Source organism: Streptomyces sp. ID05-26A, from assembly GCF_033794685.1.
Lineage (GTDB): Bacteria > Actinomycetota > Actinomycetes > Mycobacteriales > Pseudonocardiaceae > Lentzea.
Map to the genome: position 1 here is coordinate 470,294 of NZ_JARAYZ010000003.1, position 26,362 is coordinate 496,655.

The 26,362-nt window shown below is 69.3% G+C and carries 20 protein-coding genes; 13 read left to right on the forward strand and 7 right to left on the reverse strand.

Annotated features, from left to right (window positions below):
- Window position 1: 1 nt before the first annotated feature.
- The 5 genes from PV646_RS29565 to PV646_RS29585 form a co-directional block, all read right to left on the reverse strand.
- Window positions 2–856, reverse strand: coding sequence for an ABC transporter ATP-binding protein (locus PV646_RS29565; RefSeq protein ID WP_500345562.1), 855 nt, complete (start codon window positions 854–856; stop codon window positions 2–4).
- A gap of 121 nt (window positions 857–977) precedes the next feature.
- Window positions 978–1,421 (reverse strand): hypothetical protein, encoded by a 444-nt coding sequence (locus PV646_RS29570; RefSeq protein WP_500345563.1) that lies wholly within the window; start codon window positions 1,419–1,421, stop codon window positions 978–980.
- A gap of 242 nt (window positions 1,422–1,663) precedes the next feature.
- Entirely contained in the window at window positions 1,664–4,345 is a 2,682-nt protein-coding gene (locus PV646_RS29575; RefSeq protein ID WP_500345564.1) for an AfsR/SARP family transcriptional regulator, read from the reverse strand.
- An 8-nt stretch (window positions 4,346–4,353) separates the two neighbouring features.
- Window positions 4,354–4,740: a hypothetical protein gene (locus PV646_RS29580; RefSeq protein ID WP_500345565.1), complete on the reverse strand. Its 387-nt coding sequence runs from the start codon at window positions 4,738–4,740 to the stop codon at window positions 4,354–4,356.
- A 35-nt stretch (window positions 4,741–4,775) separates the two neighbouring features.
- Window positions 4,776–5,654 (reverse strand): alpha/beta hydrolase, encoded by an 879-nt coding sequence (locus tag PV646_RS29585; RefSeq protein ID WP_500345566.1) that lies wholly within the window; start codon window positions 5,652–5,654, stop codon window positions 4,776–4,778.
- A gap of 22 nt (window positions 5,655–5,676) precedes the next feature.
- Here PV646_RS29585 and PV646_RS29590 point away from each other — a divergent pair, with 22 nt between their 5' ends.
- From PV646_RS29590 to PV646_RS29640, 11 genes are all read left to right on the forward strand, one after another.
- Window positions 5,677–6,228: a PH domain-containing protein gene (locus PV646_RS29590; RefSeq protein WP_500345567.1), complete on the forward strand. Its 552-nt coding sequence runs from the start codon at window positions 5,677–5,679 to the stop codon at window positions 6,226–6,228.
- A 101-nt stretch (window positions 6,229–6,329) separates the two neighbouring features.
- Entirely contained in the window at window positions 6,330–6,923 is a 594-nt protein-coding gene (locus tag PV646_RS29595) for an NPCBM/NEW2 domain-containing protein (protein ID WP_500345568.1), read from the forward strand.
- A gap of 112 nt (window positions 6,924–7,035) precedes the next feature.
- Complete coding sequence (locus PV646_RS29600) at window positions 7,036–7,926, forward strand: cellulose binding domain-containing protein (RefSeq protein ID WP_500345569.1); 891 nt, start codon at window positions 7,036–7,038, stop codon at window positions 7,924–7,926.
- 62 nt (window positions 7,927–7,988) lie between these two features.
- Complete coding sequence (locus PV646_RS29605) at window positions 7,989–8,444, forward strand: hypothetical protein (protein ID WP_500345570.1); 456 nt, start codon at window positions 7,989–7,991, stop codon at window positions 8,442–8,444.
- Window positions 8,445–8,652: 208 nt separating this feature from the next.
- Window positions 8,653–9,576 carry a carbohydrate ABC transporter permease gene (locus PV646_RS29610; protein ID WP_500345571.1) on the forward strand — a complete coding sequence of 308 codons (924 nt, stop codon included), beginning with the start codon at window positions 8,653–8,655 and terminating at the stop codon, window positions 9,574–9,576.
- Window positions 9,566–10,399, forward strand: a complete 834-nt coding sequence (locus PV646_RS29615; protein WP_500345572.1) for a carbohydrate ABC transporter permease — start codon at window positions 9,566–9,568, stop codon at window positions 10,397–10,399. Before PV646_RS29610 ends, PV646_RS29615 begins: the two co-directional genes overlap by 11 nt.
- A 15-nt stretch (window positions 10,400–10,414) precedes the next feature.
- Window positions 10,415–11,725 (forward strand): ABC transporter substrate-binding protein, encoded by a 1,311-nt coding sequence (locus PV646_RS29620; RefSeq protein ID WP_500345573.1) that lies wholly within the window; start codon window positions 10,415–10,417, stop codon window positions 11,723–11,725.
- Window positions 11,722–12,804, forward strand: coding sequence for a Gfo/Idh/MocA family protein (locus PV646_RS29625; RefSeq protein WP_500345574.1), 1,083 nt, complete (start codon window positions 11,722–11,724; stop codon window positions 12,802–12,804). Before PV646_RS29620 ends, PV646_RS29625 begins: the two co-directional genes overlap by 4 nt.
- Window positions 12,786–13,667 (forward strand): DUF6807 domain-containing protein, encoded by an 882-nt coding sequence (locus tag PV646_RS29630; protein WP_500345575.1) that lies wholly within the window; start codon window positions 12,786–12,788, stop codon window positions 13,665–13,667. The genes PV646_RS29625 and PV646_RS29630 overlap by 19 nt, the downstream gene beginning before the upstream one ends.
- The gene (locus PV646_RS29635; protein ID WP_500345865.1) at window positions 13,664–14,332 is read left to right on the forward strand and encodes a cupin domain-containing protein; all 669 of its coding nucleotides are present in this window, start codon (window positions 13,664–13,666) and stop codon (window positions 14,330–14,332) included. The genes PV646_RS29630 and PV646_RS29635 overlap by 4 nt, the downstream gene beginning before the upstream one ends.
- Window positions 14,333–14,396: 64 nt before the next feature.
- Window positions 14,397–16,178 carry a rhamnogalacturonan lyase gene (locus tag PV646_RS29640; protein ID WP_500345576.1) on the forward strand — a complete coding sequence of 594 codons (1,782 nt, stop codon included), beginning with the start codon at window positions 14,397–14,399 and terminating at the stop codon, window positions 16,176–16,178.
- A gap of 223 nt (window positions 16,179–16,401) precedes the next feature.
- Here the strand turns inward: PV646_RS29640 and PV646_RS29645 are convergent, their stop codons facing one another.
- Complete coding sequence (locus tag PV646_RS29645; protein ID WP_500345577.1) at window positions 16,402–19,533, reverse strand: ricin-type beta-trefoil lectin domain protein; 3,132 nt, start codon at window positions 19,531–19,533, stop codon at window positions 16,402–16,404.
- Between the two features lie 349 nt (window positions 19,534–19,882).
- On the opposite strand from PV646_RS29645, the gene PV646_RS29650 reads away from it, so the two are divergent.
- Both PV646_RS29650 and PV646_RS29655 read left to right on the forward strand, forming a co-directional pair.
- Complete coding sequence (locus PV646_RS29650) at window positions 19,883–22,150, forward strand: cellulase family glycosylhydrolase (RefSeq protein WP_500345578.1); 2,268 nt, start codon at window positions 19,883–19,885, stop codon at window positions 22,148–22,150.
- A 138-nt stretch (window positions 22,151–22,288) separates the two neighbouring features.
- Window positions 22,289–25,381 carry a family 78 glycoside hydrolase catalytic domain gene (locus PV646_RS29655; protein WP_500345579.1) on the forward strand — a complete coding sequence of 1,031 codons (3,093 nt, stop codon included), beginning with the start codon at window positions 22,289–22,291 and terminating at the stop codon, window positions 25,379–25,381.
- 108 nt (window positions 25,382–25,489) lie between these two features.
- Here PV646_RS29655 and PV646_RS29660 read toward each other — a convergent pair whose 3' ends face one another.
- On the reverse strand, window positions 25,490–26,254 hold the full coding sequence (locus PV646_RS29660; protein WP_500345580.1) for a helix-turn-helix transcriptional regulator: 765 nt from the start codon (window positions 26,252–26,254) through the stop codon (window positions 25,490–25,492).
- Between the last annotated feature and the right edge of the window lie 108 nt (window positions 26,255–26,362).

Here is a 26,362-nt window from a genome sequence, read left to right on the forward strand (position 1 = left end):
ATCAGCCGACGGACTCGGCGGCCTTGCCGAGGTGCCGGTCACTCTTCGACACCACGTGGGTCCGGCCGATCGGGACGATCAGCGGACGCTCGCTCACGGGGTCGTCGATGACCTTCGCCTGCAGCCCGAAGGTGTCGCGCAGCAGATCGCTCGTGATCACGTCGCTCGGATGTCCCTGCGCGACGATCGACCCCGACTTCATCACGATGAGGTTGTCGCTGTAGCGCACGGCCAGGTTCAGGTCGTGCAGCACCATGACGATCGTGCAGCCGCCCTCGTGCAGGTCGTCGACGAGGTCGATCACGTCGATCGCGTGCGCGAGGTCGAGGTAGGTCGTGGGTTCGTCCAGCAGCAACAGGTCCGTGCCCTGGGCGAGCGTCAGGGAGATCCACACCCGCTGCCGCTGGCCGCCGGAGAGCGAGTCGACCGGGCGGTGCGCCAGGTCGGCGACACCGGTCATCCGCAACGCCTTGGCGACGATCTCCGCGTCGTCACTCGACCACTGGCGCAACCAGCCCTGGTGCGGATGCCGGCCGCGGGCCACCAGGTCGGCGACCGTCAGGCCCTCCGGCGCGATCGGGGTCTGCGGCAGCAGGCCCAGCTTCTTCGCGACGTCCTTGGTCCGCATCCGGGCGATGTCGCCGCCGTCGAGCAGCACCGTGCCCTGGCGCGGTTTGAGCAACCGCGACAGCGTGCGCAGCAACGTCGACTTGCCGCACCCGTTGGGGCCGATGACCGTGGTGATCACCCCGTTCGGGATGGCGACGTCCAGGTTGTCGAGCACGACCCGGTCGGCGTACCCGACCGTGACACCCTCGGCACCCAGTCGGGCGGCATCGTTGCGCAGCGCGGTCATAGGGCAACCTTACTTAACGAAGGCTGGCCTCAGAAGGGCGCCGCACGTTCGCCGCACGAGCAGCGTGATCTCGACGAGCCGCCGGTCGTCACCGGACAACGCCCTTCGTGTCCGGTCACTCCTACCTGGACCTGGCCTCGATGGCCCGGACGGTCTTCTCCAGCGCTCCGCCGAGCACCTTCTTCCCGAGCAGCCCGAGCGAGAGCCCGAGCAGCCTGCCCTTGAAGTTCTTGCCCTCGCGCACCACCTCGGCGTGCACGAGCGTCGACCCGTCCGGCTGCTTGGTGAACGTGTAGGTGTGGCCGGACCGCCCGCCCCACACGTTGGAGTCCACGGTCCTCAGCACGACCCGGCCGAGGTCGGACCAGTCGTAGTGCAGGCGCTCCCAGATGCCGCCGGACCCCTCGGTGACGTCGGCGAACGTGTCGCCCCGGTCGTGCACCCGCAGGTCGGCGTCGGCGCTGTTGGGGAAGAGGTCCGCGCGGCCGGGACCGAAGTCGGTGAGCCCGGCGACGAACTCCTCGGGCGTCGCGGTGGTCTGCTGGGTCAGGGTGATGGTGGGCATGTTCTCGGCTCCTCGTAGGTCCTGTGTGCAGGACCTACGTTGCCGGGGCCAGGGTGTTGTTCGCGCCCGTGAGAGTCCCTAGTCGCTGTCCCGCAAGTCTCGTCGGGCGAGAGCGGCGGCCGAGGGCCCCGGAGACGGCACCGCCGCAACGCCCGAATACGCCCGGTATGAGGGCATTGCGGCGGCACCGCCTCCGGGACTCTCGCCCGCGTCTCTCACCTGACGAACTTGCAGGACAGCGACTAGTCGACCAGCCGCTCACGCAGCCGGTCCGCCTCCTCGTCGCGCCCCTGCTGCTCCAGCAACCCGATCGCCTGCTCCCAGACCTCCGCCGCCCGCTGCCGCTGCCCCGCCGCGAGGTGCGTGTGACCGAGGCGCGTCAGCGTGTTCGCGGTGGCGTAGTCGTCGTCCTCTGCCCGGTACAGCTCGACGGCGTGTTCGAAGTGGAGGATCGCCACCTCGTGATTGCCGCTCTGGTGCTCGACGTGGGCGAGGGTGTCGAGGGCGGACGCCTCGCCGTGCCGGTCACCGAGGTCGTGCAGCAGTTCGAGGGCGGTGACCGCGGACAGGCGGCCCTGCCCGGTGTCGCCGACCTCCGCCGCGCAGTGTCCGATGTTGCTGTGCGCCATGGCGATCAGCATCTTGTTGCCGGTCGTCTCGTAGTGCGGCAGCGCGGCCTTGGCGTGCTCCAGCGCCCGGCCGTACTCCGACCGGTTCGCCCACAGCCACGCGGCCGTGCCGTGCGCGGCGGCCAGCGGTAGTGCCTCGCCCACCTGTTCCGCGAGCTTCAGGGCCTCGGTCAGGTGGTGCTGGGCCTCGTCGTAGCGCTGGAACTGGCCGAGGCTGCTGCCCATGATCCGGTGCGCGAGGGTCAGATCGGCCGGGTCCTCCGCCGCGTCGAGGGCGGTCTGCCACATGGCCAGTTCGTCGTCGAGGTGGCCGCGTTGCTGGTGGTAGGCGTGCGACACCCTGGCCAGCAGGACGACCTCGTCGTTCCAGCCGAGGCCCGCCGCCGCCTGCTGCACGGCCGGGCGCGTACCCCGTTCGGCGTCGAACCACGCCCGTGCGCCCGCCTTGTCCGCGGCGGGAGTGACGTGGGTGCCTTCCGCCGCCGCGGACAGGGTGATCAACGGACGGTGCGGGTCGATCAGGCGGTCGTTCGCGTGTGCGGTGTGGACGTGGTGGTCGACCAGGCGCCGCAACGCCTTCTCGCGGCGTGCGTGCTCCGCTCGTCCGGCCGCGTAGGTCCGGACCAGGTCGTGCATCCTCGCCCGGAACCCGGCGCCGAGGGAGATCAGCGACGCCTGTTCCAGTGCTCGCAACGTCTCCCGCGCGTCCTCGAGGGACAGGTTCGCGAGGCTCGCCGCCGCGTTCGGGTCGATGTCCTCGCCGGGTGCGATTCCCAGCAGCGTGAACAGGTCCCGCTGCCGGTCGGTCAGCGCGCGGTACGACCACGAGAGCACGACCGGGACGCTGACGCTCGGGTCCGCGTCGAGTGCGCCGAGTCCGAGCTCCTCGAGCTGCCGGGCGATGGCGGCGAGCGACAGGTCGGGTTCGGTCAGGACGCGCGCACCCACGATGCTCAGGGCGAGGGGGAGGCCGCCGCACAGGTCGATCAGCCTGGCCGCGGCGAGAGGTTCGAGGCTCAGCCTCGTCGCCCCGATGCGCGTGGTCAGCAACGTGCCGGAGTCGCCGTCGGCGAGCACGTCCAAGCCGACGGCCCGCGCGGTGACCAGGCCCTGCAACCTGTTCCGGCTGGTCACGAGTACGCGGCAGGTGTCACCGCCGGGCAGGAGCGGGGTGACCTGGGAGGCGTCGGCGGCGTTGTCGGCGACCACGAGCATCCGCCGGCGCGCGGCGAGGCCGCGGAACATCGCCGCTCTGGCCCCGGGATCGGCGGGGACGGCGGCGGCGTCGACACCGAGCGCGTGCAGGAACCCGCGGATGGCGACGTCCGGCTCCATCGGGCGCTCGTCGGGGCCGAACCCGCGCAGGTCGACGAACAGCTGGCCGTCGGGGAAGCGGTGCAGGTTGCGGTGCGCCCACTGCAGCGCGAGCCACGTCTTGCCCATGCCGCCCGCGCCCGCGATCGTCGCCACGCCGACCGCGCGCATCGCGTCGTCCAGCTCGGTCAGGTCCTGGTCGCGGCCGACGAACTGCACCGGCGCGGACGGCAGTTGCCTCGGCACGACCTGCACCGGTGCGGGCCTGCCCAGCAGCTGTTCGTGCAGTTCGCGGAGCTCACGGCCCGGTTCGGTGCCGAGCTCGCCGACCAGCCGGGTGCGGACGGCGCGGAACTCCTCGAGCGCCTCGGGGACGCGCCCGGCCTGCGCGAGAGCCTGCATGTGTTGTGCGGCAACGCGTTCGTCCAACGGCCGGTGCGCGGCGCGGGCAGAGATCACGGCGAGCAGTTCGGGACCCTGCCCGAGCCGCAGCCGCGCGTCGAGGAGGTCGAGCTCGGCTTCGAGTCGCTCGGCGGCGAGCCGGTCGCGGGTGAGCTCGGCCCAGTCGCCGCCGACACCGGTCAGCGGTTCGCCCCGCCACAGCGCCGAGGCCTCGGCGAGAACGCGGGCGACGGCCTCGTCGCCTAGACCGCGGGCCTCGTCGCGGAGTCTCCGGAACCGCATGACGTCCACGGAGGACTCGTCGGCGACGAGCACGTACCCGTTGGGGCGGCTCGCGAAGGTGGCTGCGGCACCGAACGCCTGGCGCAGCCGGGAGACGTAGCTCTGCAACGTGGCGCGCGACCGCGCGGGAGGATCGGCACCCCAGACGCGTTCGGTCAGCTGGGTCACCGTGACGACCTTGCCGACGTCGATCGCCAGCGCGGCCAGCACGCACCGCTGCCGTCCGGGACCCAGGTCGACGGGGAGGCCACCGGCACGGGCGCTCACCTCGCCGAGCAGGGTGATCTCGACCGTCACGCCCCCGCTCAGCCGTCCTTCTCGGCGGCGAGCAGTGACACGACGGCCAGCCCGGTGTTGACGGCGGAGATGATCGTGGTCAGCTTCGCCGCCCTGGGAGGCAGTTCACCGCGCCTGCCCGCGTAGACGGCGGCGGCGGTGTCGGTGGCGTGGATGAGCACGGCCTGCCTCAGGACACGACGGGCGTTGGCGTCACTGCTCTTCAACGTCAGCAGGTCGACACCCAGGACGAGCGTGCGGATGCCGAACATGCGGGCCGGGTAGACGAACCTGCGGTCGTCACCCAGCTCGTCGCCCAGGCTCTTCGCCATCCTGTCGGCGGCGACCAGGCCCAGCGCGCCGTTGAAGATCCGGACGCAGGCCAGAGTGGTCCGCGTGACATCGCCGAGCTTCATGTCGCCACCTCGTGTTGATCTCCGGTTCGCGGAGTCTAGGAGAAGCACGCGGTGAGCCACCGCTCGATGTCCCGCCAAGCCACCCGAGCCATCTCCGTGTCGCGGTTGGTGAAGCCGTGCCGCGACTCCGGGTAGACCTCGAGGTCGACCTCGCCCCCGGCCGCGACGACCCGTGCGGCCATCACCAGGTTGTCCTCCAGCACGACGTCCTGGTCGCCGATGACCATCAGCAGCGGCGGCAGCCCGCGCAGGTCGGCGAAGACGGGGGAGATGTCGGGGAGCGTGCGGTCGGGTGCGTCGCCGGCGTAGGCCTCGATGAAGTACTCGTCCGCGATCAACCGGCCGGCGGGGGTCACCCCGCTCAGGTCGTACGTGCCGAACTGCAGGGCCGCTCCGCCGAACCGTCCGGCCTCACCCCGGTCGCGCAGCCGCAGCAGGGTGGTGACGGCGAGGGTCGATCCGGCCGAGAAGCCGCCGATCACGAGCCGGTCGGTGCCGAACCGCGCCACGGCGTGGCCGAGGAGCCAGAGCGCCGCCGTCTCGGCGTCGTCGGGTGCGGCCGGCCAGGGGTGTTCCGGGGCGAGCCGGTAGTCGACGCTCACGACCACCACTCCGAGCGCGTCCGCCAGGCGCTGGTTGCGGGCGTCGTCCTGCTTCGCGGAGCCCATGTAGAAGCCGCCGCCGTGGAAGTCCAGGTAGACGCCGCCGGGCCGGGTGCGGGGTTCGTGAATCCTGACGGGCACCTGCCGCCCGCCCGCCTCGACCAGCGTGTTGTCGCCGGGGATCTCGCCGCGCGACGCCATCAGTTCCTCGAAGCTGCTCGGGCCCCGTCTGATGCCTCGTTCGGTGTTCACCCGGCGGGACTCCTCGGCGTGCGCCGCGAGCTTCGGGTCGATGAAGGACGTCAGGTGCATGGACAAGTCCTATCGTGTGGGCATGAGCCGAGGCAGGGCGGCAGCGGTGCTGCGCAGGAAGTTCGACAGCACCTTCAGCTGGGTCGTGACGCTGGCAGCACTCGGCACGACCGCGTACGTGCTGCTCAACCCGTTCCCGGGCAACGGGTTCGGGCACCAGCTGGAGTTCATCGCGATCATGGCACCGCTCACGTGGTTCATGTGGATGGTCGGCGCGCACTCGGTGGTGAAGGTCTACGACTCGGGCGTGCTGGTCGTGAACTGGTTCCGCCGGTACTGGGTGCCGTGGGCCGACCTCGCGTCGGTCGAGGCGACGCGGGAGGTCACCCTCGTCACCACCTCGGGCGAGCGGATCGGCGTCGCCGTCGGGGCGTTCTCCGCGGCCAGTTCGTTGCGCGGCAGCCGGGTGCAGGCCTCCATCCGGGAGGCGATCGAGCGGCACCGGCCGGTGCCCGCGCCTGCCGACGGCGGCGGTGTGCGCAAGGGGTTCGACCTCGTGCCGTGGCACTTCGCGGGCATGGTCGCGTTCCTGCTCGTGGTGGCCTGGCTGGGGCTCTTCCTCAACGGCGGCTGACCGGGGATGACATCCCTGTGTGAGCGGGTCACGTCGATTCTGTAACGAAGAACCGCTCACGAAAGACAAAGCCGGGCATGACAACTGGGCAGGAAAGTGGCGTGGGTCACCAACCTGGGAAGTGGGTCGCCGGCGTGGGCGCCCTGGTGATCGTGCTGATCATCGGGACCACGGTCGTCGTCAGCGGAGTGCTGGACGGCGACGAGCCCCCCGTCCTCCCCACGACACCCGCGCTGGCCGCGCCGCCGCCGCCCGAGGAGAACTGGTACGACCTCACCACCTACGAGACGGTCGAGACCGGCGGCGGGCACGAGTCCGTGCCGTCGATCGGCATCGGGGTGGGCAAGGAACCGTTCGCCCGCGGCATCCGGGGTGGAGCCGTCTCGTCCGCGGCCCAGCCGAACAACCGCGCCACCTGGGTCACCGCGGGCAAGTGCACCCGTCTGTCGGTGTGGGTCGGCAAGGACGCCGCCTCGTCCGGGCAGGACGGGGTCGGTCAGTTCGTCGTCAGGGCCGACGACAAGGAGGCCGCCACCCGTCAGGCGGGCATCGCCGACGCTCCCCAGCACGTCGAGGTCGACCTCTCCGACGTCGACCGGCTGACGCTGATGGACGTGCGCGGGAGCCGGGACGCGGCCAACGCCTGGGGCACGCCGCGGGTGTTCTGCACGGCGCCGCCCGGCAAGACCCGGTGACCCGGCCGTAACGCGCTGATCAACCAGGCCGACAGTCCAGCAGCGAGGTTCGCGCGTCGTCCACAGCGGACGGTGACCGGACGTCGCTCTCGGGTGGACTGTCGGGGGAGTGATGGCGGCGCGCAGGCACTTGCTGGTGATCTTGATGCTGCTCACCGCGTGCTCGGCGCAGCCGGAAGCGGAACCGGAACCGACGTCGCCGCTGCCCTCGCTGTCGGCTCCGACGCTGGTCAACGAGGTGGTGCCGCCCCAGGACGTGCTCACCGTCGTGCGTGACGTGATCGACGGGCGGACCGTCGAGTTCGTCGACGGCACCAGGGTGGTCGTCGCCTCGCTGGCCGAGCCGAAGGAGTGCTTCGCGGCGGCCGCGCTCACCTTCGCCAGGTCGACCCTGGTGGCGAGTTCGGTGAGATACACCGTGCTCTCGATCGGTGTGGTCGACCTGGAACTGGAGGACGGCACCGACTACGCGGTGCTCGCCGTGCGGCAGGGGGCGCTGCGGCCGGAAGGCGTCGACGGCGGGCCGCTGATCAGCGCCAGGGACGAGGCGTCCGCGGCGAAACGAGGGCTGTGGGGGCCACCGTGCAAGGGCTCCGACACCTCCCCGCCTCCTCCCACCACCACGACCACGACACCTCCACCACCTCCGCCGCCCACCACCACGACTCCGCCCCGCCCGGCGAAGGGCTGCGTCGTCACCTACCGGGTCACCGGGCAGTGGTCCGGCGGGTTCCAGGCGAGCGTGACCGTGCGCAACACCGGCACCGCGCCGGTGAACGGCTGGTCGCTGCTCTGGTCCTTCGCGAACGACGAGTCGGTCCGCGACATGTGGGACGCCTCCGGCTGGCAGTACGGCCGGATCGTCACCGCCTCGAACGCGAGCTACAACCGGCAGATCCCACCGGACGGGTCGGTGCAGTTCGGGTTCAACGGCACCTCCCGCCGCACTCACACCCCGCCTACCGCCTTCACGTTCAACAGCGTGAAGTGCGCGGTGGAATAGCGAGGTATTGCGCTCAGGCGCAACAGCTTTCCGGACACGGGTCCTGACTGTTGACTGCCGCCATGGTTTCGAGAACCTTCAGCAAGATCGCCGGACGGGTCGCGGCCGCCGCCGTGGTCGCGCTCTCCGCTGTCGTCGTGAACGCGCCCTCGGCCAGTGCCGCCGCGCAGGAGTTCATCTACTCGGGGCAGGACTACGGGTACGCCGGGGCGACGTTCGACTGGGCCGGTCGCAGCTCGGTCCGCAACATCGACCTGCTCGTGTCCGACTGGGGCTGCGACGCCAAGCCGGTCTACGCCTACTTCCTCTTCTACAACGGCTCGCTGCACCCCGACACGACGCCGACCCGCCGGTACGACCACTCCGGCTGCGACAAGGAGGACTACTCGTCGTACAACGACCTGACGTGGTCGATCAGCGGCGACTCGATCACCTACATGGGCGTCGTGGTCTGCCGTGACGCGGCGAACGGCCCGTGCAAGGTGGGCGGACTCTCCGGGCGCAACCCCTACGCGTAGAGGGACGGCCGAGAGACTCGGAGGGCGGTGGCTCCCTGCCCGGGGCCGCCGCCCTCACGTCCTCCGTCAGTCCACAAAGGATCGACGTCGAAACGGAACACGGTCGTTCGACGGATTTGTTCGATGCGATTCGACGGCTTGCTTGACGCTCACAGACCACCGATGCAGACTCCGGAAAGCGTTTTCCAGACGACCGGGGCCGGGGGCGATGAGCGCTCTAGACGAACTGCGGCAGCTGCGCCGAGGTGGTGTCCAGGTCCGGAAAAGTGACAACAGGGCCGCGTTCTGGTTCCTCGCGCCCTGGTTCGCCGGACTGCTCTTCATCACGATCGGCCCGGTGATCGCGTCCTTCGCGCTGGGGTTCACGAAGTACAACCTGATCCAGCCGCCGAAACTCATCGGATTCGACAACTTCGCGCGCATCTTCAGCGACTCCCGCCTGCACAACGCGCTGCGCGTCACGTTCACGTACGTGCTCGTGTCCGTGCCCCTGCAGCTGGCCTGCGCACTGGGCGTCGCGTTGCTGCTCAACCGCGGGTTGCGGGGGCTCGCGTTCTACCGCTCGGCGTTCTACCTGCCGTCGCTGCTCGGGTCGAGCGTGGCGATCGCGGTGCTGTGGACGCAGGTCTTCGGCACCGACGGACTGGTGAACCGCCTGCTGGGCTTCTTCGGCGTCGAGGGCAGGGGCTGGATCTCCGACCCCGACACGGCGCTGTCGACCCTCATCGTGCTGAACGTGTGGACGTTCGGCTCACCGATGATCATCTTCCTGGCCGGGCTGAGACAGATCCCCGAGGTCTACTACGAGGCCGCCGCGATCGACGGGGCGAGCTGGTGGGACCGGTTCCGGCGGATCACCCTGCCGCTGCTCTCGCCGATCCTGTTCTTCAACCTGGTGCTGCAGATCATCCACGCCTTCCAGTCGTTCACCCAGGCGTTCGTGGTCTCCGGCGGCACCGGCGGGCCGTCCGACTCGACGATGTTCTACACGCTCTACCTGTACCAGCAGGGTTTCAGCCGGTTCGACATGGGTTACGCGTCGGCGCTCGCGTGGTTCCTGCTGCTGATCATCGGCGCGTTCACCGCGATCAACTTCTGGGCGGCGAAGTACTGGGTGTTCTATGACGACTAGACGGTTGTCCGCTCCCCTCAAGCACCTCGGCCTGGTGCTCATCGGGTTCGTGATGCTGTACCCGGTGCTGTGGATGGTCGCGAGCTCGCTGCGGCCCGGTGACGAGATCTTCCGCAGCCCCGGCCTCATCCTCGACAGCTTCCAGACCGAGAACTACGCCGAGGGCTGGAACGCGCTCACGCCGTCGTTCGGCACCTACCTGCTGAACTCGGCGGTGCTGGTGCTCGGCTGCATCGTCGGCAACCTCGTGTCGTGCTCGATGGCCGCCTACGCGTTCGCCCGGCTGCAGTTCAGCGGCAAGCGGTGGTGGTTCGGGATCATGCTCGGCACGATCATGCTGCCGATCCACGTGATCATCGTGCCGCAGTACGTGCTGTTCTCGAACATCGGCTGGGTCAACACGTTCCTGCCGCTGATCGTGCCGAAGATCCTCGCCACCGACGCGTTCTTCGTGTTCCTGATGGTGCAGTTCATCCGGGGCCTGCCGCGGGAACTCGACGAGGCGGCACGCATCGACGGCTGCGGGCATCCGCGGATCTTCCTGCAGATCATCCTGCCGCTGATGACGCCCGCGCTCGCGACCACCACGATCTTCACGTTCATCTGGACGTGGAACGACTTCTTCAGCCAGTTGATCTACCTGACGGATCCGGACATGTACACGGTTCCCGTCGCCCTGCGCTCGTTCGTCGACTCGACGGTCGCCACGTCGTGGGGCTCGCAGTTCGCGATGAGCGTGGTGTCGCTCGTCCCGATCTTCCTCGCCTTCCTCGTCGGTCAGCGGTACCTCGTCAAGGGGATCGCCACGACCGGGGGCAAGTAGCCGAAAGGACAGCTCATGCTCAGAGGTGTTCGCCGCGGGACCGCGTGGGCGGTCCTGCTGTCGCTGACCGCGTCCCTGCTGGCGGCGTGCGGATCCGGTTCCGACGCGGGTGGCGACCTGACGACGGAGAAGGTCACGCTCCGCTTCACCTGGTGGGGCGCCGACGACCGGCACAAGCGCACCCAGCAGGTCATCGACATGTTCCAGAAGAAGCACCCGAACATCACCGTCAAAGGTGAGTTCAAGGAGTGGAACGGTTACTGGGACAGCCTCGCCACCACGATGGCGGCCAACGACGCGCCGGACATCATGCAGATGGACGAGCTCTACATCGCCTCCTACGCGGAACGCGGCGCGCTGCTCGACCTGAACGAGTCCAAGAAACACCTGGACACCGCCAACTTCGACCAGAAGGCGCTCGCCACCGGCGCGATCGCCGGCAAGCAGTACGGACTGCCGGTCGGCCTCGGCATGTACTCGATCATGGTCAACCTCGACCTGCTGGCGAAGTACGACATTCCGGTTCCCGACGACACCAAGTGGTCGTGGGACGACCTGCGCAAGATCGGCGAGCAGGTCTCGAAGGCCGGTGGCGGTCAGGTGTTCGGCGTGCAGTCGCCCGGCATCAACGACGCGGCGGGGCTGAGCATCCGGGCCCGGCAGCAGGGCAAGGCGATGTTCGACGCCGACGCCAAGGTCGTGCTGCCGCAGGAGATCGCGCGGGACTACTGGCAGTACATCCTGGACCTCGCGAAGTCCGGGATCGCGGCGCCGCCGTCGGTGACGATCGAGAAGGCCTCCGCCGGGCTGAACCAGTCGGCCACCGCGACCGGCACCGCGGCGTTCGGGCTGTGGTGGAACACCCAGCTGACCGCGCTGACCGCCGCCAGTGGCGCGAAGCTGAAGCTGTTGCGGCTGCCCGGTGAGACCCAGGGCACGGCACCGGGCGCGTACTACAAGCCGTCGATGTTCTGGTCGGTGTCCGCGCGGTCGAAGTACCCGGCCGAGGCCTCGGCGTTCGTCAGCTTCCTCGCCAACGACGAGGAGGCGGCCAAGGTCCTGCTGACCGAACGCGGTGTGCCCGCCAACCAGAAGATCCGGGAGGCGATCGCGGGTCAGCTCAAGGACACCGACAAGGCCGCCAAGGAGTACCTCGACACCGTCCCGGTCAGCGACCCGCCCAGGATCACGCCGAACGGTGCCAGCACCCTCGACACGATCCTCAAGCGGCACACCGAGGACGTGCTGTTCGGCCGGACCACACCGGACGCGGCGGCGGCGTCGTTCATCAAGGAAGTCCAGTCCGAAGTGGACGCCGCGAAGTGAGGCGCGCGGCCATCGTCGGCACGGGCGGCATCGCGTCGGCGCACGCCGAGGCGTTGCGCGCGGCGGGGGACCGCGTCGAACTGGTGGCGGTGGTGGACGTGGACGCCGATCGCGCCTCGGCGTTCGCCAAGGAGTGGGGTGTGCCGCACGCACACCCCACTTCCACCGTGTTGCTGGAGGCGGAGGACCTGGACGTGGTGCACGTGTGCACGCCGCCGCGCCACCACGTGCCGCTCGCCCTCGAATGCCTGGCCGCGAACGTCAACGTGCTGGTGGAGAAGCCGCCGGCGATGTCGCTGGGCGAGGTCGACACCCTGATCGCGGCCGAACGCGCGTCGGCCGGCCGCGTCGCGACGGTGTTCCAGCACCGCTTCGGGCCCGCCGCCGTCCGGTTGCGGCGGCTGGTCTCCGAGGGGGTGTTCGGGAGGTCGTTCGTCGCCAAGTGCGACACGCTCTGGTACCGCGGCGACGCCTACTTCGACGTGCCCTGGCGCGGGACGTGGGACAGCGAGGGCGGCGGCCCGACGATGGGCCACGGCATCCACCAGTTCGACCTGCTGCTGTCGGTGCTGGGGCCGTGGCGGGAGATCCGGGCCGTGGCCGTGCGGCAGGCGCGGGACGTGCAGACCGAGGACGTCTCGATGGCGCTGGTGACGTTCGCCGACGGCACGGTCGCCTCGGTGGTGAACTCGCTGCTGTCGCCCAGGGAGACCTCGCAGCTGAGGTTCGACTTCGAACGCGCCACCGTCGAGGTCGAGCACCTCTACGGCTACACCGACGCGCACTGGACCGTGACTCCCGCGCCTGGCCACGACGACGTACTCCCGCGCTGGCGTGCGGATCCGTCCGGGGTCGTCAGCGGTCACAGGTGGCAGCTCGCGGCGTTCCTGGACGCGCTGGACAGCGGTGAGACGCCTCCGGTGAGCCTCGCGGACACCCGGCGGACGATGGAGTTCATCGCGGCGCTCTACGCCTCCGCGTTCACCGGCACCGTCGTCGAGGCCGGCCAGTTGGGTCCGGACAGCCCGTTCTACGCGACGATGGAAGGGATCGGTGCCCCGTGGACGAACGCCCGGTGATCACGCGGCAGGACGACGAGGTGCTCACCGCGTCGGTGGGTGACGTCGAGCTCTTCCGGTACGTCCACCGGCCGTCGACGCCCGCGTTCGAAGGGCCCAAGCCCTACCTGCACCCGGTGCGCACGCTCGCCGGCGACGTGGTGACGGCGTTCCGGCCGCACGACCACCGCTGGCACAAGGGCGTGCAGATGACGGCGACCGACGTGTCGGGGGAGAACTTCTGGGGCGGCGTCACGTACGTGCGCGACCAGGGTTACGTGGTGCTGCCGAACGTCGGCACCATGCGGCACGAGGAGTTCGAGGTCGACGGGGCCCGGATCGGCGAGCGGCTGTCGTGGTTCACGGAGGCGGGCGAACACTGGGTCGGCGAGGCGCGTTCGTTCACCGTGCGCGACGTCGAGGACGACTCGTGGACGCTGGAGTTCGCCACCACGCTCACGAACCTGCGCCAGGAGCCGCTGGTCTTCGGCAGCCCGACCACCAACGGGCGCGAGCTCGCGGGCTACACCGGGTTCTTCTGGCGCGGCCCGCGGTCGTTCACCGACGGCGTCGTGATCGCCGCGGACGGGGGCGCCGGGCAGGAGATGATGGGACAGGCCGCGCGCTGGCTCGCGTTCATCGGCCGGCACGACGAGGTCGACCGGTCGTCGACGCTGCTGTTCGTGGACCACCCGGACAACAAGGACACGCACTGGTTCGTGCGCAGCACGCCGTTCGCGGCGGTGAACCCGTCGTTCGCCTTCCACGACACGGTGCAGCTCGATCCGGGTGACGCGCTGACCTTGCGCTACCGGCTGGTCGTCGGCAACGGTGAGTGGGAGCGCGACCGACTGGAATCCCATGTGGAGGAACATCCGTGGTGACGCCGTTTCCCGGCGGGGTGGGCATCTCCGGCCTCCGGGTCTACGACTGGCCGGCGGTGGACGGGGTGTGCGGCGGCTCGCCGCACGTCCACCTCGCCTGTTCGGAGTGCTACTACGTGATCGGCGGTCAGGGCAGCGTCCAGACCCTGACCCCGCGCGGGTTCGCCGAGACACCGCTGCGCGAGGGCACCGTCGCCTGGTTCACGCCCGGCACGATCCACCGCCTGGTCAACGACGGTGATCTGCGGATCATCGTGCTGATGCAGAACAGCGGCCTGCCCGAGGCCGGTGACGCGGTGTTCACCTTTCCCGCCGAGGTGCTGGCCGATTCGGAGATCTATTCCGCGCGGGCGCGGGCCGGTGACGAGGAATCGGCCCGGCGGCGACGAGATCTCGCCCTCGAAGGGTTTCTGGAGTTGCGCGACGGCACCGAAGCCGATCTGGAGGAGTTCTACCGCGCCGCCGTGAGGTTGAAGCAGGGAACACTGGACGCGTGGGAGAAGCGCTGGCGGGAAGGGGCGCTGGCGTCGGCCGAACGCACCGGGGAGCAGCTGGAACGGTTGCGCGACGGGGACATCGGGCACCTGGCCGAGGCGGACGTCCACGTGACGCGGGCGCAGACCCCGCAGCGATTCGGCATGTGCGGCTGGCTCGACGCATTCTGATCGAATCGAGTCGAAAGAATTCGTCTTCCCGGCATTCGACTTGTTCGACGCTAACGTTCTTCGTATGAAACGTTTCAATTCTTTGTGGATCTCTGTTGTGCTCGCCGCGGTGACTGCGGGCAGCGTGCCGGCGTTGGCGGACGAGCCACCCGAGCGCGGGCTGGTGAGCATCCGGTCGGCGCAGGGCAACTTCGTGTCGTGGCAACTGCTCGGCTCCGACGCGGCCGGCGTGGCGTTCAACGTCTACCGGGACGGTGTGCGGGTCAACCGGGCACCGCTGACGACGGCCACGAGCTACCTCGACGCGGGCGCGCCCCCGACGGCGTCCTACTCGGTGCGACCGGTGCTGGGAGGCGTGGAACCGGCGGCGGCCACGCGATCCGTCGGCACCCTCGCGACAAGCAGGGACGTCCCGCTGCAGATCCCTTCTGGCGGGACGACTCCGTCGGGCGAGTCGTACACCTACGTGGCGAACGACGTGTCGGCAGGCGACCTCGACGGTGACGGCGAGCAGGACCTCGTGCTCAAGTGGGATCCCACCAACGCGAAGGACAACTCGCAGTCCGGTTACACGGGCAACGTGTACCTGGACGCGTACAAGCTGAACGGCACCAGGTTGTGGCGGGTCGACCTCGGCCGCAACATCAGGGCCGGCGCGCACTACACCCAGTTCCAGGTGTTCGACTACGACGGGGACGGCCGCGCCGAGGTCGCCGTGAAGACCGCCGACGGCACGAGGTCGGGCACCGGCCAGGTGATCGGCAACGCGAGCGCGGACCACCGCAACAGCAGCGGGTACGTCCTCGCCGGACCCGAGTACCTGTCGGTGTTCCGCGGCACGGACGGCGCGGTGCTCGACACTGAGAACTACGTGCCCCCGCGCGGAACCGTGTCGTCGTGGGGCGACAACTACGGCAACCGGGTCGACCGGTTCCTGGCCGGAACGGCCTATGTGGACGGTTCCCGCCCGAGCATCGTCATGGCGCGCGGCTACTACACCCGCAGCGTGATCTCGGTCTGGGACTTCCGGGGCGGACAGCTCACGCAGCGCTGGACGTTCGACTCGGCCACCCAGTCGAACCGCTCGGCCTGGGAGGGCAAGGGCAACCACCAGCTGTCGGTGGCCGACGTGGACGCCGACGGGCGTGACGAGATCATCTACGGCTCGATGGCGATCGACGACAACGGCCGGGGCCTGTGGCAGAACGGCACCCGCCACGGCGACGCGTTGCACGTCGGCGACTTCATCCCGTCTCGCGCTGGTCTCGAGGTGTTCAAGCCGTCGGAGTCGACCACCGACCTCACCCACTGGATGGGTGACGCTCGCACCGGTCAGATCATCTGGAGCGCGCCGTCGTGCGGCTGCGACAACGGCAGGGGAGTGGCCGCCGACATCTGGGCGGGCAACCCCGGTGCCGAGGCGTGGTCGTCCTCGGTCGGCGGCCTGCGCAGCGGCACCACGGGCGCCCAGGTGGCCGCGCGCAAACCGGGGTCGATCAACTTCGTGATCTGGTGGGACGGCGACGCCCAGCGCGAACTGCTGAACGGCACCACGATCGACAAGTACGGACCCAACGGCGACACGCGCCTGCTCACCGGGTCCGGCGTGGCCTCCAACAACGGCACCAAGTCCACGCCCGCGCTGGCCGCGGACATCTACGGGGACTGGCGCGAGGAGGTCATCTGGCGGACCACGGACAACCGGGCGTTGCGCATCTACTCGACGACCGAGCCGACGTCGATCCGGCGGGTGTCGCTGTTGCAGGACCGGCAGTACCGGGTGGCGGTGGCGTTCCAGAACACCGCGTACAACCAGCCGGCGCATCCGAGCTTCGCCTCGCCGTGACGAGGACGGGCCCCGCGCCCGAGCTTCGCGTCGTCGTGAGGAAGGCGTTCCCACGCCTGAGATCCGCCTCGCCGTGACGAGGCGAGGACGGGCCCCGCACCCGGTCAGTGCGGGGCCCGTCCTCCAGGCCCTGTCCCGCATCTCTCACCGAGCGAACTCGCGGGACAAGGCTCAGGCCCTGCCCCGCAGGTCCGCATTGTTCGCGGACCTGCGGGGCAGGGGCCTAGGCGGGTACGAAGATCGCCCCCAGCCGGTCGACCTCCCCACCCGCCCGGCCGGTGAACCCGGCGATCCGCCACCCCGCGGGCGCGCTGACGGTGATCGTCTCGCCGGTCTCCTGTCCGGCGGAGACCACCCGTCCCCGGTTCGTGGTGAGAGCGGCGGAGAACACCCTGGTGCGGCCGTTGTACTTGCCCTGGCTCAGCTTCGCCGACACGAAGTGCTCACCGGCGTCGAGTGTGAGCGTGGTGGCGTTTCCGCCGCCACCGCCGTGGATGAGCGTCGTGCCGTTCGCGTAGGCGGCCGAGATCTGGTCCAACCGGCTGCCGCCGCGCAGGGTCAGCGACCGGATCGGGCCGTGGTCGACGGCGGCGACGTCGGTGAACGGGGTGCCGTGCGGCCCGCCCGCTTCAGCCGAGAGCCGGATGGCGTCGTCCGCGCTCCAGTCGAACCTCGTCGCGATCGGGTAGTGGTCCGACAGCGGTTTGCCCTGGGCGTCGAGGAAGGCCGCGTTGTCGTTGCGGTAGTCCCTCGCGGTGAGCGTGATCTGCCGGTTGCCGCGGTAGAGGATCTTGTCGACCACCTCGCAGGAGTCGGTGATCGCGGCCGGGTCGCACACGAGCGCCGGGGCGCCCGCCGCCGGTGCCTGGCCGCCACGTTCCAGCTGCACCCACGCGTCGGTGAGGCCGTTGGTGGTGACGAGTTCGCGGATGTTGTCGTCGGCACGGGTGTAGCGGGTGTTGGTGTCACCCATGACGATGACCGCGTTGCCCGCCGAGTTCGCGGCGATCTGGCGGGAGAGCTGGGTGATGTTCGACCTGCGCGCGGCCAGGTCCGCGGTCTCCGTGCCCGCGTTGGGGTGCAGGTTGTACAGGTCGACGTGCACGCCGTCCGCCAGCGTGATCCGCTGGAAGGTGAACCCCTTGGGTGTGAGGCAGTCCGTGCCGTTGCAGGACGACCACTTCGTGCGCTCGAGGTCGCTGTACGGCTTGTGCGACAACGTGTTCAGACCGCTGCCGAACGGCACGCCACCGCTCGTGGGCGTGCGGTGGGCGTGGTTGTCACCCGCGTACAGGGCTGCGTGGTAGTTGAAGTCCTCCTGGACGGCGACGACGTCGTAGGGCGCGAGACGCGGGCTGATCAACGGGGTGTTCACGGCGGGGTTGCCGGACGAGAGGGGCTCCGGCAGCCCGGCCACGTTGTACGTCAGCACCTCGAAGCTGCCACCGGCGGCCAAGGCCTGCGTGCTGGTGTGGTTCCACTTCTGGTTGGCGGCCCCGTTGCACGTCCACAGCACGAGAGGCGTGCCGTTGGCCGTTCCCGCGTTGTACGCGTCGAGACAGAGCCCGGACTGCACACCCGTGATCGTGCCGTCGGAGTTGAGGTTCCACTGCTGGTTGGTGCCGCCGGTGCAGTCGTAGATGGCGACCTTCGTGCCGTTGGTGGTGCCGTGGTCCCACGCGTCGAGGCACTTGTTGCCGTAGACCACCAGTTCCTTGCGTGCGGTGTGCGTGAACGTCTGCTGCTCACCGCCGTTGCAGTCCCACAACTGGGCCTGCGTGCCGTTCGCCGTTGTGTTGCGGTTGATGTCGGTGCACCGGCCGGACTGCGTGCCGGCGACCTGGGTTCCCGCGGTGCCGGGCAGTGCGCGCACCTCGACCGCTGTCACGCCGGATCCCTGCAGCGTCAGGGAGTTGGTCCCCTTCGCCAGCGACACGATCGCGGACACCGTGCCTCGGGCGGTGGGCGGGAGGGCGAGGGTGGTGGGCGTCTGGCTGCCGTTGACCTGCAAGGTTGCCTTGCGGGCCGTGCGGTCGCCGTTGGTGTAGTCGAACGTGGCCACGGCCAGCCCGGCGGTCGCGGCGGTGATGCCGGAGGCCCGCGAGTTCTCCACGGGGTAGGTGGTGGCACCGGTCTCGACGCCCGCGATCGTCAGCATCACCGCGTCACCGGCCGGAACCGAGACGCGATGGCTCCCGGTGGTGATCGGGGTGGAGGTGCCGGTCCACAGGTCGCGTGCCGCCGCCATCCGGCCGGACAGGCCGAGATCGGCCAGTCTGACCGTCATCGTGGCCGCCGACGACGTGCGGTTGAGCAGGACCACGGCCCTGCGTCCGGTGCCGGACAACACCTTCGCGTAGACCTGCTGGTCCCGGACGTCCTCCGCGACCTCCACGGCGGGCAGGCCGCGCGGATCCTGGCCCACGGCGAGCACCTCGCGGTTGGTGAGCACCGAGATCGCCCGGTCGTCCATCTTGGTGAGGTCGTTGCCGAGCAGCATCGGTGAGCCACCGGCCGCCCACAGGCTCATGTGCACCCGGCTCGCCGTGGCGGACAGGCCGGGCATGCCGATCATCATCATGTCCGGGTCGTTGTAGTACCCGGTGTGCTGTGCGGTCGGCCGCTGGTTCTTGTCGAAGTTCTCGTACACCATGCCGATCGACGGCGTCTCGTGCGAGAAGATGATGTCCGTTCCGGTGCGCCACAACGGGGCCATGCCCGGCGCCCAGTTCCACGGGTCGTTCTTGCCCCACTCGCAGATGGACAGCACCAGTTCACGGCCGGTGGTGGCGCTCGCCTTGGCCGCGGCGTCGCTGAGCGCCCGGTAGGTGCTCGGGGCGTCGAGCTTCTCGACGTCGGCGCCGCACCAGTCGACCTTGACGTAGTCGAAGCCCCAGCGCGAGAACTTCAGCATGTCCTGCTCGTAGTGGCCCTCGCTGCCGGTGCCGGCGTGCGGCGGACCGGGTGTGGGGAAGTAGTAGCCGCAGCCGTTCTTGCCCGCGTCGGTGTAGATCCCGGCCTTGAGCCCCTTGCCGTGGATGTAGTCGGCGATCGCCTTCATACCGCCGGGCCACTGGGCCTCGTCGATCGTGATGTCGCCCGCGCTGTCGCGGGTGCCCTTCCACCAGCCCGAGTCGATGTTGACGTACCGGTAGCCGGCGGCCGCGAGCCCGGACGACACCAGCGCGTCGGCCTGGGCCTTGATCACGTTGTGGTCGATGTTCTCGAAGAAGGTGTTCCAGGAGGCCCAGCCCATCGGCGCGGCGGGCACGCCGACCTGGTTCTGGCTGATGGCGGGCGCCGCGGAGGCGGGCGAGGCGCCGATCGCGGTGACGCTGCTCAGGAAGAGCGCCATGATGAGCAATCTTGTGAACGTTAACATCGTTGTCGTCGGTTCACTTTCCAGTTGGCAGGGGGTTTATTTGGAAAGAGGGTTCAAGAGTTGTGAGCGCTGCCATCTTGGGGCGCCGCTGCGGGGCCGTCAATGACCTGAAAGAAGTTCGCGAATCATTCGACCTCGCGTTCGACGGTGATGTGCGAACTTGTCCGGTCGGACAAACCGAGGTGGGCAGGGGCGCCTGCGCCGGACAGGTGCAGGTGGTGGACCAAGCGGCGGTGCCACGACGTGTCCGGCTGACTAGGGTCCGTTTCTGGGAGCGCTCCCAGAAACCGTGAGATCAGCCGACGATTCCCTGGAGGTCGTTGTGACCTTGAGACTTCTCCGAGCGGTGGTGACAGGCCTGCTGCTGGCGGCCTGCGTGGTCATCGCTCCCGCCGCCACGGCGAACGCCGCCGCGCCCACCCGGATCATGGCGCTCGGCGACTCCATCACCGGCAACCCGGGGTGCTGGCGGGCCCTGCTCTGGAAGCACCTGCAGGACACCGGACACACCAACGTCGACTTCGTCGGCTCGCTGCCGCCTCAGGGCTGCGGCTTCACCCACGACGGCGAGAACGAGGGCCACGGCGGGTTCCTCGCGACGAACATCGCCAGGGACAACCTCCTGCCGGGCTGGCTCTCCTCGGCGCGCCCGGACGTCGTGCTCATGCACCTGGGCACCAACGACGTGTGGAGCAACATCCCCGCGAGCACGATCCTGAGCGCCTTCAGCACGTTGCTCGGCCAGATGCGGGCGAGCAACCCGGCGATGAAGCTCGTCGTGGCCCAGATCATCCCGATGAACCCGGCGAACTGCTCCGCCTGCGGGCAGCGGGTCGTGGACCTGAACAGCGCGATCCCCGGTTGGGCGAGGGCGAACAGCACGACGGCCTCCCCGATCACCGTGGTGGACCAGTGGACCGGGTTCGACACCGCCGCCGACACCGGCGACGGCGTGCACCCCAACTCCACCACGGGAATCCAGAAGATCGAGAGCCGCTGGTACCCGGCGGTCGTGGCCGCACTGGGGGCCGAACCCCCGGCCGCGGTGGGTCTGCGCGTCGACGGCACGCGGGTCGTCGAGGCCAACGGCACGCCTTTCGTGATGCGGGGCGTGAACCACGCCCACGTCTGGTACCAGTCGCAGACGAGAGCGTTCGCGGACATCAAGTCCTTCGGCGCCAACACGGTGCGCGTCGTGCTCGGCAGCGGGCAGCGGTGGGGACCGACCCCGGCGGCGGAGGTCGGGACCGTCATCGGGCTGTGCAAGCAGTCGAAGCTGATCTGCGTGCTGGAGGTCCACGACACCACCGGGTACGGGGAGCAGAGCGGCGCGGCGACCCTCGACCAGGCGGCGAGTTACTGGATCAGCGTGGCCAGTGCGTTGAAGGGTCAGGAGAACTACGTCGTCATCAACCTCGGCAACGAGCCGTTCGGCAACAACGCCCAGGTCAGTGCGACGTGGGCGAGCGCGACGAGCAGTGCGATCAGCCGCCTGCGCGGCGCCGGGCTGCAGCACCTGCTGATGGCCGACGCGCCGATGTGGGGCCAGGACTGGGGCAACATCATGCGTGACAACGCGGCCTCGGTGCTCAACGCCGATCCGCAGCGCAACACCGTGTTCTCCATCCACATGTACGGCGTCTACAACACCGCGGACAAGGTCAACGCCTACTTCGACTCCTTCCGGACGGCGGGACTGCCGCTGGTGGTCGGGGAGTTCGGGCACAACCACAGCGACGGCGACCCGGACGAGGACACGATCCTGGCCCAGGCGCAGGCCCGCGGGCTCGGGTACCTCGGCTGGTCGTGGAGCGGCAACAGCAGCGACGTCGGTTACCTCGACATGGTCAACTCGTTCAACCCGGCGAGCCTCACGTCGTGGGGTGAGCGGATCCTCAACGGCGCCAACGGGATCCGGCAGACCTCGAAGGAGGCCACGATCTACGGCGGGGGCAACCCCGGCGACACCCAGCCGCCGTCCACGCCGGGCACCCCGGTGGCGTCCGGTGTGACGTCCAGCGGGCTCACGCTGAACTGGACCGCGTCGACCGACAACGTCGGCGTCACCGGTTACGACGTGCTCCGCGCCACCGGCAGTGGTTCGTTCGCGGTGGTCGGTTCGGCGGGCGGTGCCTCGTTCGTCGACAGCGGCCTCACGCCGTCGACCACCTACCGGTACCAGGTGCGAGCCAAGGACGCCGCCGGCAACGTGTCGGCGACCTCGGGCATCGTGTCGGCGACGACCGGCGCCGGTGGTGGCACCGGGGCCTGCAAGGTCGGCTACTCCGGTCAGAACTGGGGCGGTGGCAACGGTTTCACCGCGAGCGTGACCATCACGAACACGGGTACGACCACCGTCAACGGCTGGACCCTGGCGTTCAGCTTCGCGAACGGCCAGCGCGTGACGCTGCCGGGGTGGGGTGCGACGTTCGCCCAGTCCGGGGCGGCCGTGACGGCGACCAACCTGAGCTGGAACGGCAGCCTCGCGCCGAACGCGTCGACGAACATCGGCTTCAACGGCACGTTCAGCGGGTCCAACCCGCCGCCGTCGTCGTTCACGCTGAACGGGAGCACCTGCACGACCGCGTGATCCTTTAAACGATTCAACAGGCTGTCCGTTAGCGGACAGCCTGTTGTCGTGTGCCTTGACACACCTCCGTGCGCACAACACTCTGGACCCGCCGCCGCGATTGAAACGTTTCATTCCAGCGACGAAGGTGGAGTCGACGTGCGCAGACGGGTGTTCCTCAGGACGTCGGCGGTCGGGCTGACCGCCACCGCACTACCGGTCGGGGCGGCACACGCCGCGCCGGAGGAGCGTGCCGGTGGGATGCGCGTGGTGCGCACGACCGTCGAGTACGCGGAAACGTTGCTGGGCACGGACGTCACCGCGCCCCGGCTGGCCTGGGTGCTCGCGGCCGGTGGCACGGGCGCCCGGCAGACCGCCTACCAGATCGAGGTCGGCACTCAGCCCGGACGCGCGGACGTCTGGCAGTCCGGCAGGGTCGCCTCCGACCGCACCACGGGAATCGTGTTCGGCGGCAGGGGACTGGAGCCGCGCACCCGTTACCACTGGCGCGTCCGGGTGTGGGACGGCGCCGGGCGGCCGTCGGCGTGGAGCACCACGAACTGGTGGGAGACGGGGCTGCTCGGCACGCCGTGGCAGGCGCGGTGGATCGGCGCCGAGGACACGTCGATCGGCTTCTCCGGCGCCCGGTGGATCTGGTCGGAGACAGCCCCGGTCGAGAGCCGCTGGTTCCGCACGTCGATCGACCTGCCCTCGGACGCGGTCCGGGCTCGGCTCGTCGCGACCGCCGATGACGACTTCACGTTGTACGTCAACGGTTCTGAGGTTCTGCACGTGCCGGAGCAGGTCGACGTGTGGAAGGTCGGGCAGCGTGCCGACGTGACCCGCCTGGCAGGCAGGCGGATCGTGCTGGCGGCGCGCGCGACGAACCGGTCCGCCGGCCCCGCCGGACTCCTGCTGAGGCTTCTGGTCGATCTTCCGGACGGTCAGCACGAGGTCGTCACCGGACCGGGCTGGAAGGTCGCGCCGAGCGAGCAGGCCGGTTGGCAGAACCCGGACTTCGACGACTCGGCGTGGGCTCCCGCGACCGTGCTCGACCCGTACGGCTCCGGCCCGTGGGGAGCGAACGTCACGGTGGAGGAGCAGCCCGCGCCGTTGCTGCGCTGGGAGTTCGCGGTCACCAAGCCGGTGAAGCGCGCCCGGCTGTACGTCAGCGGCCTCGCGTACCACGAGACGGAGATCAACGGCCGTCGCGTCGGCGACCGGGTGCTCGACCCCGGCTTCACCGACTACGACACCACGGTGCTGTACGCGACGCACGACGTCACGAACCTGGTTCGCAAGGGCGCCAACGCGATCGGCGTGACGCTGGGCCGCGGTTTCTACGGCATGAAGACCCCGAACGTCTGGCGGTGGGAGCGCCCGCCGTGGCACGACGAGCCGAAACTGCTGGCACAACTGGAGATCGACCACCCGGACGGCACTCGCACCACCGTCGTGTCGGACGAGCAGTGGCGCCTGACCGACGGCCCCACCGTGTCGAACTCGCTCTACACCGGCGAGACCTACGACGCCCGCCTCGCCCCGCGCGACTGGACCCGTCCGGGCTTCGGCGACAGCGCGTGGCACCGCCCGTCCGTGAGGCCGGCGCCTCGCGGTGCGCTGAAAGCCCAGGAACACGAGCCGATCCGCGTGATCGAGTCGGTGACGCCGACCGTGAGCGTGCTCAAGCCAGGCGTGTTCGTGGCCGACATGGGCCGCACGATGTCGGGCTGGACGAAGCTCACGGTGAACGCTCCCGCAGGCACCGTGGTGCGACTCAAGCACGGTGAGACGCTGAACTCCGATGGCAGCGTTCACATGGAGAACAGCCATGTCAGCGGCGGCCGCATCCAGCTCGACGAGTACGTCTGCGCCGACGGCACCGGCACGTGGGAACCGAAGTTCTCCTACAAGGGCTTCCGCTACGTCGAGGTGACGGGCCTGACGACGGCACCGGAGCTCGTCGGCCGCCTCGTGCACTCCGACATTCCCAGGGCCAGCACGTTCCGTTGCTCAGAGCCGTTGTTCGAGCAGTACGACGCCGCGATGCGCCGCACCGTCGCGAACAACCTGCACGGCATCCCCACCGACACCCCGACCTACGAGAAGAACGGCTGGACGGGCGACGCCCAGGTCGGCGCGCCGTCGATGCTCGCCGAGTTCGGCTTGGCGAAGTTCTTCACCAAGTGGCTCGGCGACCTCGCGGACAGCCAGGACGCGGCGGGCCAGATCCCGGTGATCGTGCCGAGCGGAGGCTGGGGCTACCGCGAACTCGCGCCCGCTCCGGAGTGGACGACCGTGTACCCGTTCGTGCTGCGGGAGATGTACCGGATCTACGGCGACTCGAGGTTGCCCGAGCAGCACTGGCCGGTGCTCACCTGCTACCTGGACTGGGAGATCGGCAGACTCCGGGACGGCCTCGCCGTCACCGCGCTCGGCGACTTCCTCCCGCCGAACTCCGGCGGCATCCCACCCGAGGACACCCGCCTCACCGCGACCGCGTACCTCTACCGCGCCCTGCTGCACACCGCCGAACTCGGTGACGTGATGGGCAAACCCGTGCCGCGCTACCGCGAGGTGGCCGCTGGTTTGCTGGCAGCGTTCAACAACGCCTTTCTGGACGGCTACTACCGCACCGCACGCGACACCGGCTACCGGCAGACGTCGAACGCGATCCCGCTGGCGTTCGGCATGGTGCCCGCCGGCTCCGTCCAGACCGTCGCGGACAAGCTGGCGGCAGAGGTCCGCTCGAACGGCGACCACGTCAACGTGGGCTGTCTGGGCGCCAGCGTGCTGCTGCAGGCGTTGAGCGACAACGGACACGCCGACGTCGCCCACGCCATGGCCACCGAACGTTCCTACCCGAGCTGGGGCCATTGGTTCTCGAACGGCGCCGACACCATGTGGGAGATGTGGGACACCGGCACGCGTTCGCGCAACCACTACTTCAAGGGCACCCTCGTCCAGTGGCTGTACGAGCACGTCGCCGGGCTGCGGCCGGGGGACGACGGCTACCGGACGTTCGTGGTCCGGCCCTCCGTGACCGCGCTGTCCTGGGCGCGCTTCGAGTTCGAGAGCGTGCGCGGGCGGATCGTGGTGGCCTGGGCGAAGGTCGACGGCGTGGTGCGGCTGACCGTGGAGGTGCCGGTGGGGGCGACCGCTGAGGTGCACGTGCCTGGGGCGGCCGTGGTGAAGGTGCCGCACGGGCGGTGGACGTTCGACGGACGGGGCAAGGCGGTGCCGGCCTCGTGACTTCAGTACCAACGGCTGGCGGCGGGTCAAATTCACTGGCGAACGGAGTGCGACTTCGCCGATGAAGCCAGTGCCGGCGTCACTGTCTGGACTTCGTTCCCTGGCGGCCTACCGGGTCGATCGCTGAACGGTGAGCAATCCGAGACCTTGCGCCCTCAGCACCGCGGAAACCTTGTCAGTTGCGCCCAGTTTCGCGTAGATGTGCTCGAGGTGCTTTTGCACGGTCCGTGGCGAGATGAACAGCCGGTGTCCGATGGCGCCGGCTGTCATCCCGTCGGCGATCAGCCTAAGCACGGTCAGCTCGCGGGCGGTGAGATCGCCGTCGTTCTCCGATGACGCACACGGCATCCACTTCTCCAACGCCCGTGCTTGCCGGTCAAGGCCGACCAACAACCCTTGCAGGCGCCTTGCCAGCCTGAGGTCTTGATCGGCGAAGTCCACGCCGTCCGCGACTAGGACGAACGCCCGGTGCTGCCGTCCGCTCAGTTCCAGGGGAATGGCCAGTTGATGTTCGGCGCCGGCGAGCGCCTCGATTTCTTGCCACGCGTCGTAGCGGGGGTCACGAAGTGCTTTCGGCACACGGCTGACCGTCTGCGCGGTGGGATCGGCGGTAGCGGTGAACCAGCAAAGCAGCGGGTGCTGGTCCAGGCGCGGCCGGATCCACTCGATCGCCTCAGCTGCCAGCACCATCTCTGGGGGTGAAACGACGTGGTAGTCGACGTGGCCATCGGCTCGCCGATGAATCCACGAACCCGCCTTGGCACCGAGAGAATCCATGAGCTCGTTCAACAACATCACGTGTGGGAGCTGGGCCACCGGTTCGACGAGTAGATCGCGGACGATGTCAAACCAGTGCGCGAGCCGATCTTCCATTCTACACCTCCCGTCGGTCCCCTCTCAGGATACGACTTTGCCGTACGTACAAGTACGTATTTGCTCAGGACGGCGCCAGATCCATGATTGCCGCACAGCCCGTGCAAT

What these genes read in the sequence shown, in the direction of transcription:
- PV646_RS29615 (WP_500345572.1), top strand. Translation starts at nt 9,566, where the DNA reads ATGACGACTAGACGGTTGTCCGCTCCCCTCAAGCACCTCGGCCTGGTG.
- PV646_RS29645 (WP_500345577.1), bottom strand. Translation starts at nt 19,533, where the DNA reads ATGGCGCTCTTCCTGAGCAGCGTCACCGCGATCGGCGCCTCGCCCGCC.
- PV646_RS29620 (WP_500345573.1), top strand. Translation starts at nt 10,415, where the DNA reads ATGCTCAGAGGTGTTCGCCGCGGGACCGCGTGGGCGGTCCTGCTGTCG.
- PV646_RS29600 (WP_500345569.1), top strand. Translation starts at nt 7,036, where the DNA reads ATGGCGGCGCGCAGGCACTTGCTGGTGATCTTGATGCTGCTCACCGCG.
- PV646_RS29660 (WP_500345580.1), bottom strand. Translation starts at nt 26,254, where the DNA reads ATGGAAGATCGGCTCGCGCACTGGTTTGACATCGTCCGCGATCTACTC.
- PV646_RS29580 (WP_500345565.1), bottom strand. Translation starts at nt 4,740, where the DNA reads ATGAAGCTCGGCGATGTCACGCGGACCACTCTGGCCTGCGTCCGGATC.
- PV646_RS29590 (WP_500345567.1), top strand. Translation starts at nt 5,677, where the DNA reads ATGAGCCGAGGCAGGGCGGCAGCGGTGCTGCGCAGGAAGTTCGACAGC.
- PV646_RS29585 (WP_500345566.1), bottom strand. Translation starts at nt 5,654, where the DNA reads ATGCACCTGACGTCCTTCATCGACCCGAAGCTCGCGGCGCACGCCGAG.
- PV646_RS29565 (WP_500345562.1), bottom strand. Translation starts at nt 856, where the DNA reads ATGACCGCGCTGCGCAACGATGCCGCCCGACTGGGTGCCGAGGGTGTC.
- PV646_RS29570 (WP_500345563.1), bottom strand. Translation starts at nt 1,421, where the DNA reads ATGCCCACCATCACCCTGACCCAGCAGACCACCGCGACGCCCGAGGAG.
- PV646_RS29605 (WP_500345570.1), top strand. Translation starts at nt 7,989, where the DNA reads ATGGTTTCGAGAACCTTCAGCAAGATCGCCGGACGGGTCGCGGCCGCC.
- PV646_RS29640 (WP_500345576.1), top strand. Translation starts at nt 14,397, where the DNA reads ATGAAACGTTTCAATTCTTTGTGGATCTCTGTTGTGCTCGCCGCGGTG.
- PV646_RS29610 (WP_500345571.1), top strand. Translation starts at nt 8,653, where the DNA reads ATGAGCGCTCTAGACGAACTGCGGCAGCTGCGCCGAGGTGGTGTCCAG.